Below are 10,285 nucleotides of genomic sequence, written 5' to 3'. Positions count from 1 at the left end.
AAGCGAAAGTAGGAAGAAAACTACTTCGTTTTCCTCCTACTCGATTACATTTACTATTATTACTTCTCGGAAAATAGCGACGCTATATGCTCGGGATAGTGACGGTATCCGGCTAAAATAGCGTCACTATTTCTCCCGGATACCGTCATTATCTTATTTTCATTAGACTATACTCTGCCACATTTATAGTTATTCTCTGTTTTATAGGTGATTACAAAAATCTCTTTCATACGTCTACTATGTAAATTGTAGGCAATAAGATGAAAACAAGAAGAAATTTATTCAAACATATCCTTTGGATATTAATACTTGCAGAGTGTTTCCCTCTATTAGCGATTGCCGGATCGCAGCAAAAGGAACAACGTTATAAAATAGCTGTATGTGACTGGATGATTCTGAAGCGTCAGAAAATCGGTTCATTTCAATTGGTACACGAATTGAATGGTGACGGCGTCGAACTGGATATGGGTGGCCTTGGCAAGAGAGAAATGTTTGATAATAAATTGCGGGAACCTCATTTTCAGCAGCTATTTCGTGAAACTGCTCAAAAATATCAATTAGAGGTTTCTTCTATTGCTATGTCCGGTTTCTACGGACAGTCTTTTCTGGAACGTGCTAATTATAAAGAGTTGGTTCAAGACTGCCTTCATGCAATGAAAGTAATGAATACTAAAGTAGCTTTTCTTCCTTTGGGGGGAATCGAAACTGGATGGGAAAAGAATTCAGCACTTCGAACAGAAGTTGTAAAACGTTTGAAGGAGGTGGGAGATATGGCTGCTTCTGAAGGAGTAGTTATCGGCATTGAAACTCAACTGGATGCTAAAGGAGATGTGAAACTGCTGAAAGAAATTAATTCTCCGGGAATCAAGATCTATTTTAAATTTCAAAATGCATTGGAGAATGGAAGGAATTTATGTAAGGAATTGAAGATTCTGGGGAAAAAGAATATTTGCCAGATTCACTGTACGGATACAGATGGAGTGACTCTGCCTTTTAATGAACGATTGGACATGAATAAGGTGAAAAAGACTCTAGACAAGATGGGATGGAGTGGATGGCTAGTAGTAGAACGTTCACGTGATAAGGATGATGTGCGAAACGTGAAGAAGAATTATGGCACGAATATTAGGTATTTGAAAGAAGTGTTTCAGTAAAGATAGGAGGATGATTATGATATAGTTAATATAATAAAGAGAGAGAAAAAGTGCAAAATCTATTTTTTATCCTTTTAGGTGATTACATTTTTTTTGATTGTACGTCTTTCCTTAAAAGAACTTTTAGATTTTGAAGATATAATATATTATTTTTGTTTAAATTAAAATTTAATCTATGAAGAGTAAGATGAAGATTAAAATGAGGGTTGTCAGAAACCTATGGTACTTACCCATGGTTCTTTTCATTGCCTCTTGTGCGAAAGGTTTTGATAATAATGAAACCTTTTCGTCTGGAGTAAGTAATACCCAATTGCTATCTCCTGCAGAAGATGGTATTACATTTTCAAAGAGTGCTGATGAAAAAACATTCACAGTAAAATGGCCTGTTGTATTAGGAGCTAGCGCATATCAAGTATTGCTTCAAATAGTAGACGATCCAGAGAATCCGGAAACTGTATTAGATAAAACAGTTGATGGTTGTTCTTTGGAAGTTGAAATGAAAGAAGATACAAAATATCAGGTGGCAGTTAAATCATTAGGTAATGTAGAATATAATAACGCTGATGCGAAAGAAAGTTCTTTAGCACAGTGGTCTTCTTTGATACCTACAATAGCTACAATCCCTAGTGGTTCAGACATTGCAGAATGGTTTGCAGCTAATCCTATTCAGGATACTGGTGCTGAAATGGCATATGATTTGGAAGCTAATGGTACTTATACGTTAAATAGTCCACTTGATTTTGCTGGTTATTGGATTACATTCCGTGGAGATAAAATTCATCATCCTAAGGTAACAATGGGAACGAATGGTTTGATTAAAACAAGATACGGATTGAAAATTAAATATATTGATTTTGATTGTACAGGTGTTGATCAGGCTGCACAGTATGGCTCTTTTTTAACAATGAGTGAGACTCCTGATGAATCAACGTTGGTAGATGGGAAATGGTACCCGATGTTAATGCCTATTGTAATTCAATCATGTAATATCAAGGGCATAGCTAGAAGCTTGGTTTATAATGGTGGAAAGAATTATATTATTTCAGGATTGTATATTAAAGATTGTATTGTAGAATTAAATACTGCACAAGATTCAAAGAAGCCTGTTATAAGTTTTACAGATGGAGGACGTGGATGTATTAATGATTTGGAGATTTCCAATTCTACGTTCTATGATTTATCTAAAGGCGGTAACTTTTTTATCCAATATGCAAATAATGCTGCAGGATCTACTAATTTGAGTTCTCTTTTCTCGAGTAGTAGTGTGAAGCTGTTAAATAATACCTTTTATAATGTTGCATATAGTAAGAATTTTGCTAATTATTCAGGTATGAAAAATAGTAAAGTTACTATTACTGTGATGAATAATATTTTTCAGCACTGTGGTACTGTACAAAAATTGTTTAATAGCGGTAATAAGCAATTCTCTAATAATGCATATTATGAGGAAGTGGATGGCGATGTTAATAAACAAAGTACAGATGGTAGTGAATTTCAGGAAGATCCGGGATTTACGAATCCTACATCTGGGAATTTTGCGGTGTCAAGTTCTACTATCATAGCCAAAAAAGTTGGGGATCCACGTTGGTTGCAATAAGTGAGGGATTGTTTAAACATGTAATTTAAAATAAGAATATATGCAAAAGAAATATTTATTTCTCAAGTGCTGCTTGTGTTTTTTGATGTTTTTTTGTGTGTCGCTTCAAGCACAGCAAGCGAGATCTGTTAGTGGTGTTGTAGTAGATGAAATAGGTGAACCTATTATTGGAGCTGCTGTAAAGATTGATGGAACTACGTTGGGAACGATTACTGATATGGATGGTAAGTTTGTTATATCTGTTCCTCCCAAGGGAAAAATAACCATTTCGTACATTGGATATACCAGTCAGACAATCTCTGATTTTAAGGATATGCGAATTGTTTTGAAAGAAGATTTAATGAAACTAGATGAAGTGGTTGTAGTAGGATATGGTACACAGAAGATGAAAAATGTGACAGGAGCTATTTCCACCGTTACTCCGACAGAAATTAGCGATTTATCTGTTGCTAGTTTAGGTAATGCATTAGGAGGAGTAGTGAATGGATTGGGCGTTAGTGGTGGTAACACTCGTCCCGGTGAAGGAGCTAGTCTTACAATTCGTCAAAATGATGTTGCTTCAAGCTTCTCTACAGGAGGCTCATCAAGTCCGGTATATGTTATTGATGACTATATTCAAGATGAAACAGCTTTCAATAATTTAGATGCAAGTGTAATTGAAAGTATTACAGTTTTGAAAGATGCTGCAGCTGCTGTCTATGGTGCACGTGCTGCTCAAGGTGTTATTTTAGTAAAGACAAAACGTGGTCAAATTGGTACTCCGAAAATTTCATATAATGGTCAGTTTGGTTACACAGATGAAGTTTCTCGTGCAAAATTATTAAATGCATATGATTATGGTGTATTATGGAATGGTGTAGCATCAGCTCCGACTACAGATGGTTCTATTAATAATAGAACAGACTTATTTCAGGCTGATGAGCTAGCTGCGATGAGAAATCTGAATTATGATTTATTAAAAGATGAGTGGTCTGCTGCTTTCACACAGAAACATAGTATTAATGTTAGTGGCGGTACGGATCGTGCAACATATTTTGCCGGTATGTCTTATTACACTCAAGATGGTAATTTGGGTCGGTTGGATTATGACCGTTGGAACTATCGTGCAGGGGTTGATGCAAAAATAAGTAAATGGTTGAAAGCATCATTGCAGGTATCAGGTGACTATGGAAATCAGACAAAGGCATATAATAAAGTTGGTGGTGAGAATAGTGATACTGATTATAATACATTGTTGACTCATTTGAGATATATTCCAAGTTCTGTTGCTGGCCATTCTATGGCTGCATTAGGAGTAAGCAATTCAGAAGTTAAAGATATTCAAGCATATAACTATCGTTCTATTCAGGATTTGAATAACTATTCAAATAATAGAACTTCGAATATGACTTTGAATAGTTCGGTAGAATACGATTTCGGATGGAGTAGTATATTTAAAGGTTTGAAAATGAAGTTTTCATACTCGAAAAGTATCAATAATACGAAGGCTAATCAGTTAGGAACTAATGTGACCGTATATAAAATGTTGAATCGTGGTGGATCGGGTCAACATCTTTATACTGGTGATGATTTGGATCTTTCGGAAGCAAATTTCTCTGCTATTACAAAATCTAATGGTAATTTGATTAGACGACAAATGGATCGTGCTGATCAATATCAAATGAACTTTAATGTTTCCTATGCACGTAAATTTGGTCTTCATGATGTGAGTGCTTTGTTTTCTATAGAGAAAAGTGAGGCAGAATCTGAATATGTTTGGGGACAGGTTCTTGATCCGTTGAGTTTCAATGATGGTCAATCTAAAACAGCAAGTGGTACTCAAAGTACTGAATTTAGTCGTTCTGAATCAGGAATGTTGTCATACATCGGACGTGTGAATTATTCATATGCCGACAGATATCTGCTGGAGTTTTTGATTCGTTCAGATGCATCGACAAAGTTCGCTCCAGAGAACTATTGGGGAGTTTTTCCATCTCTGTCTCTTGGATGGGTTGTATCAGAAGAAAGCTGGTTTAAAGAACACGTGAAAGGTATTGATTTCTTGAAAGTTCGCGGATCATTTGGTATGCTGGGAAAAGATAATATCGCTGCTTGGAGTTGGTTGACGCTTTATAATCGTGATGCTAATAAAGGGGCAGTATTTGGAACAAGTGCATCCAATAATATAGGTGCCGGTATCTCTACTAATGTAAATAATGGTATTCCTAACCGTGATGCACATTGGGATAAAAGTTATCAGACGAATCTAGGTTTTGATATTCGTACATTAGACAGTCGTTTGTCAATAAACTTAGATGGATATTACAACATGCACCGTGATATGTTTATGAGTCCTCAAGGATCTGCTGCTCTACCTTCAACAGTTGGAACCAAACCTGCACCTACTAACTATGGTTCTGTAGATACTTATGGTGTTGAGATATCATTAGGCTGGAAAGATAATATTGGTAAAGACTTTAAATATTGGGTGAAATTGAATACAGGTTACAGTGATAATAAAGTGAAGAAAATGTATTGGCCTACTACTATTGCACAAGATCAACAACATCCTAATGAGCGGACAGATCTTGGTACGTGGGGATATCAATGTATAGGTATGTTCCGTAGTTATCAAGAAATTGAAGAATATTTTGAGAAATATATGAAAAAACCAGATGGTACATATGGTACATATTTAGGAAAGACAAAGGATGCAGTATTCCCTGGTATGTTGATTTATAAGGATATAAAAGGTCCATTGAATTCGGATGGAACATATCAAGCAGCTGATCATTCTGTAACAGATGTGGATAAAGTAAAAATATCTAATCGTTCTAATCCTTATAGCTTTACATTGAATTTTGGAGGTAGTTGGAAAGGTTTGTCTTTTAGTGCACAACTTGGTGCTAGTTGGGGAGGATATAGTTTCGTTCCTAAAGAAGCACGTAGTGTGTATAGTCCTATAACAAAACAAACCGATTATAAAGCTTTAGAATATTATAATATGCCTTCGTTCTGGTCAAATAACATGTATGTATATGAGAATGTATATGATGCACAAGGTAATATTGTAGCTGCTCAAAATAGAGATGCCAAATATCCTAACCTAATGTATTCACTCAATAGTGAAACCTCTACTTTCTGGAGAATTAGCGGAACTCGAGTTACTTTACGTAATTTGACTGTAGCATATTCTATTCCTAATGAATGGCTTAGAAAATTAGGAGTTGGTATCGAAAGTTGTCGTTTTAATTTGACTGGACAGAATCTGTTAAGCCTTTATAATCCATATCCTGATAATTTCATGGATCCTTTAACTGGTAATTATGGTGTTTATCCGGTTCTACGCAAATTTACATTAGGTGTTAATATTTCATTCTAAGAAAGGAAATAACTATGATAAATAGAATAACAAAATTCAGTGCAGTTGCTATTATGGCAACTACAGCACTTTTCTTCCAAGGGTGTAGTGATGAATTCTTACAAGATAAGAAAGCTTATGGTGCTGTTACATCGGAGGTTTATAATGACTATGAAGGTGCTAAAGGCCGCGTTAATATTTTGTATCAATATTTGCTTCCTAGTTCAACATCAGGGATCGGATTTGATACTCCAAGTGCAGGTGTGGCAGATGAATGTTCGCAATCAACAGAAGAATATGGAGGTTTCTCTGTTTTCATAGATCCGACTACGGAACTTGATTATACAACAGTACCTGATTATGCTTATCGTGAAATGAAGAATACAAGCCCTTATGGACGTATTCGTGAGTGTAATGATATTATTGAAGGTGTAACCGCTAGTACATTGACAGAAGAGCAAAAACGTGAATTATTAGGGCAGGCTTATTTCTTCCGTGCTTGGTGTTATTACAGATTGGTTAAGATTTATGGTGGTATGCCGATTATAGATCATGTACAAACACCGATGTTGAATGATGATGGAGGTTTGGATTTGTCCATTCCACGTTCAACTACGAAAGATTGTATTGATTTTATTTGTGATGATTTGGAAACTGCTTCTAATTATCTGCCTGTCAATTGGAATACTACTTTAAGTGCTGATTATGGACGTGTCACTGCCGGCACAGCATTAGCTTTACAAGGTCGTGCTCGGTTGCTTTATGCCAGTCCTTTATTTAATCGTGGAGATGATGAAGCGCGTTGGGATTTGGCTTACCAATCCAATGAAGCAGCAGTTAATAAATTGACAGAGGGAGGCTTTGGATTAGCTTATGCTGGTAATCCTGGTCGTAATGGTGGAAACTGGGCAAAGATGTTTTCTGATTACCAAAGTCCTGAAGCTGTATTTGTAACTTTATATAATACTATAAAAGAATCTGCAGGAACGAGTTATAACAAGAATAATTCATGGGAAAATTCTATTCGTCCTAAAAACACGTATGGAGGTGGTGGTAAAGCTACTACAGCACAAATGGTCGATTTATTTCCAATGGCCGATGGCATGAAACCGGGAGAGTCAAAATATGCATATGACTCGAAGTGTTTTTTCCTTAATCGTGATCCGCGTTTCTATCGTACATTTGCTTTCCCTGGTGTGATGTGGAGATTTAAAGGCGATCCAACATCTAAGGGGGTGGATTATCCATATACGGGTGATGAATATGTATTATGGAATTATACTTGGTACGATGATGAAAACAAGCAAATCGCAGAAGATCAGAGCGGTTATGGATCAGATGGATTGGCAACAAATGTAAAAGGAGTTTATGTTCGTAAGCGCTCTGATGATTTAGGTGTGAACTCTTCTCCATTGTATAATTATGATCTGACAGTAAGTGAACCATTTAAATGGAGCGGTGCTCCTTACATGGAAATGCGTTATGCAGAAGTTTTATTAAATTTAGCAGAATCAGCTTGTGGTATCAAGAATTACGATAAAGCCATCAGTATCTTAAAAGATATTCGTTTGCGTGCAGGTTATAGTGAATCTGATGTTGCAGCTTATGGTGATAAATTAGAGAGGATGGATCGTGGTGAGTTGTTTGGTGCTATATTGTATGAACGTCAGATAGAATTAGCATACGAAGGCAAACGTTTTGATGACATGCGCCGCTGGATGTTATGGGATGGTGGTGTTGGACAAGAGGTCTTAAAATCTACTTGGAAATTGAGTGGATTTAATGGAAATACTTGTAATTATTTGAAAGTTACTCCATTTAATGAAACCCACCGTCGAACAGGTTTAGAGGTATGTGTGAATACCTCTTTTGGTACAGCTGAAGCAAAAATGGACGCTGATCCGATTGTAAAAGCTGGAATTACACGACCAGTCTTGAATTTGGATGATTCAAAAACTGTTTTAACAGAAAAGGCAAGCGAGGGAGCAACTAATACGGCCATTGATAATTTGGCAGATTTTTATCGTGCAAATTTATATCGTAAGACAACTCGTGTAGATGGTGATCCACAATATGAGATTAATTTCTTGCCAAAGTATTATTTCATAGGTTTTAAACAGAATTTTATGCAGAATAATGTAACATTGCTGCAGAATATAGGCTGGAATGATTATAATCAAAGTGGAGCATTAGGTACGTTTGATCCATTAGCTGAATAACTAAAAACTTAGATTAAAGATTAATATATCTCCAATACTTGTTTAAAGTGTTGGAGATATTTTTTAGATTAAAGAGTAGATTTGCTATAAATAATTAGCTCTACTGATTACAAATCTTTTTCTCTTTCGTCTTATTATTGTATTTTTGAATTAACAACTTCACTAAACCAAATAAAAATGAAGAAGAAACATGTATTATTAGCAGCTTTTGCTGCTGCAATGTTGACTCCGACTGTTGCATGGGCGCAATACCCACAAATAACCGACGAAGCCAAAGAAAATTATAAAAAGATGATGACTGAAGAGCGGAAGCGCTCTGATGAAGCATGGGCGAAGGCACTGCCAATAGTGCAGAAAGAAGCAAAAGAGGGACGTCCTTATATTCCTTGGGCTAGTCGTCCATGTGATTTGCCACAAGCGAATATTCCGGCATTTCCTGGAGCAGAAGGTGGCGGTATGTATAGCTTCGGTGGTCGTGGCGGTAAAGTGATTACTGTGACTAATTTGAATGATCGTGGACCTGGATCTTTCCGTGAAGCTTGTGAAACAGGGGGCGCTCGTATTATCGTGTTCAATGTGGCAGGTATTATCCGTTTGGAGTCTCCGATTATAGTTCGTGCTCCTTATGTTACTATTGCAGGACAAACGGCTCCCGGGGATGGCGTTTGTATTGCCGGCGAATCATTTTGGGTAGATACACATGATGTTGTTGTGCGCCATATGCGTTTCCGTCGTGGAGAAACAAAGGTTTGGCATCGCGATGATTCTTTCGGAGGTAATCCGATCGGTAATATCATGATAGACCATTGTTCTTGCTCATGGGGGTTGGATGAAAATATATCTTTCTATCGTCATATGTATGATCCTAGTGAAGGTCAATATGAAAGCAAAGATTTGAAACTTCCTACTGTCAATGTGACTATTCAGAATACAATCTCTGCAAAAGCATTGGATACATACAACCATGCATTTGGTAGCACTTTGGGAGGTGAAAACTGTGCATTTGCCCGTAACCTATGGGCTAGTAATGCGGGACGTAACCCTTCTATCGGTTGGAATGGAATATTCAACTTTGTCAATAATGTAGTGTTCAACTGGGTTCATCGTTCTTCTGATGGTGGTGATTATACCGCAATGTTCAATATGATTAATAACTACTACAAACCGGGACCTGCTACGCCGAAAGACTCTAATGTAGGACATCGTATTTTGAAGCCGGAAGCCGGACGTAGTAAATTGAACTATAAGGTATATGGACGTGTATATGCCGATGGAAATGTCATGGAAGGTTATCCTGAAATTACAAAAGACAATTGGAATGGTGGTATTCAGATTGAGACTCAACCGAATACTGACGGATATACTGAATACATGAGAAGCTATCAACCGTTTGAAATGCCGTATATTCATATTATGGGTGCAAATGATGCTTATGATTATGTATTGAAACATGCAGGTGCAACTATCCCTTGTCGTGATATTGTAGATGAACGTGTGATTGAAGAAGTGAAAACAGGCATTCCTTATTATGAAAAGAAACTTCCGAAAGATGGTTATGGCGACTTGACAGGTTTGTCTCCTAAATCAATGGGTGAGGACGGACAGTTTAAATATCGTCGTTTGCCGAAAGATTCTTATAAGCAGGGTATTATTACTGATATTCGCCAGATGGGTGGATTCCCTGAATATAAAGGTACTCCTTATGTAGATACAGACGGTGACGGTATGCCGGATGAATGGGAAATAGCCAATGGCTTGAATCCGAATGATCCGAGTGATGCTAATAAAGATTGTACAGGTGACGGATATACTAATATTGAAAAATATATCAACGGTATCAGCACAAAGCATAAAGTAGATTGGAGAGATATGAAGAACAACTACGATACATTGGCTGAAAAAGGAAAATTAATGTAATCGCCGGTAAGATGCCGGAGCCAAGTTTTCTTTCGGCATCTTACTTTAAAAACAATAT

The 10,285-nt window shown here is 36.8% G+C and carries 5 protein-coding genes; all 5 read left to right on the top strand.

The window, feature by feature from the left end; translation table 11 throughout:
• The first annotated feature begins 260 nt into the window (after positions 1-260).
• The 5 genes from DXB58_RS21170 (at position 261) to DXB58_RS21150 (ending at position 10,227) form a co-directional block, all read left to right on the top strand.
• On the top strand, positions 261-1,154 hold the full coding sequence (locus DXB58_RS21170; RefSeq protein ID WP_122138179.1) for a sugar phosphate isomerase/epimerase family protein: 894 nt from the start codon (positions 261-263) through the stop codon (positions 1,152-1,154).
• 175 nt (positions 1,155-1,329) lie between these two features.
• Positions 1,330-2,751, top strand: coding sequence for a DUF4992 family lipoprotein (locus tag DXB58_RS21165; RefSeq protein WP_122138178.1), 1,422 nt, complete (start codon positions 1,330-1,332; stop codon positions 2,749-2,751).
• Positions 2,752-2,791: 40 nt separating this feature from the next.
• The gene (locus DXB58_RS21160) at positions 2,792-6,112 is read left to right on the top strand and encodes a TonB-dependent receptor (protein ID WP_122138177.1); all 3,321 of its coding nucleotides are present in this window, start codon (positions 2,792-2,794) and stop codon (positions 6,110-6,112) included.
• A gap of 14 nt (positions 6,113-6,126) precedes the next feature.
• Positions 6,127-8,310: a RagB/SusD family nutrient uptake outer membrane protein gene (locus DXB58_RS21155; protein WP_008999523.1), complete on the top strand. Its 2,184-nt coding sequence runs from the start codon at positions 6,127-6,129 to the stop codon at positions 8,308-8,310.
• Positions 8,311-8,487: 177 nt separating this feature from the next.
• The gene (locus DXB58_RS21150; protein ID WP_122138176.1) at positions 8,488-10,227 is read left to right on the top strand and encodes a thrombospondin type 3 repeat-containing protein; all 1,740 of its coding nucleotides are present in this window, start codon (positions 8,488-8,490) and stop codon (positions 10,225-10,227) included.
• Positions 10,228-10,285 lie beyond the last annotated feature (58 nt).

This window comes from Bacteroides sp. OM05-10AA, assembly GCF_003439055.1.
GTDB classification, from domain to species: domain Bacteria; phylum Bacteroidota; class Bacteroidia; order Bacteroidales; family Bacteroidaceae; genus Bacteroides; species Bacteroides intestinigallinarum.
This window is presented reverse-complemented; position numbering and strand designations above follow the sequence as displayed.

Coding starts and splice junctions, on each gene's coding strand:
- DXB58_RS21155 (WP_008999523.1), top strand. CDS start 6,127: ATGATAAATAGAATAACAAAATTCAGTGCAGTTGCTATTATGGCAACT.
- DXB58_RS21165 (WP_122138178.1), top strand. CDS start 1,330: ATGAAGAGTAAGATGAAGATTAAAATGAGGGTTGTCAGAAACCTATGG.
- DXB58_RS21150 (WP_122138176.1), top strand. CDS start 8,488: ATGAAGAAGAAACATGTATTATTAGCAGCTTTTGCTGCTGCAATGTTG.
- DXB58_RS21160 (WP_122138177.1), top strand. CDS start 2,792: ATGCAAAAGAAATATTTATTTCTCAAGTGCTGCTTGTGTTTTTTGATG.
- DXB58_RS21170 (WP_122138179.1), top strand. CDS start 261: ATGAAAACAAGAAGAAATTTATTCAAACATATCCTTTGGATATTAATA.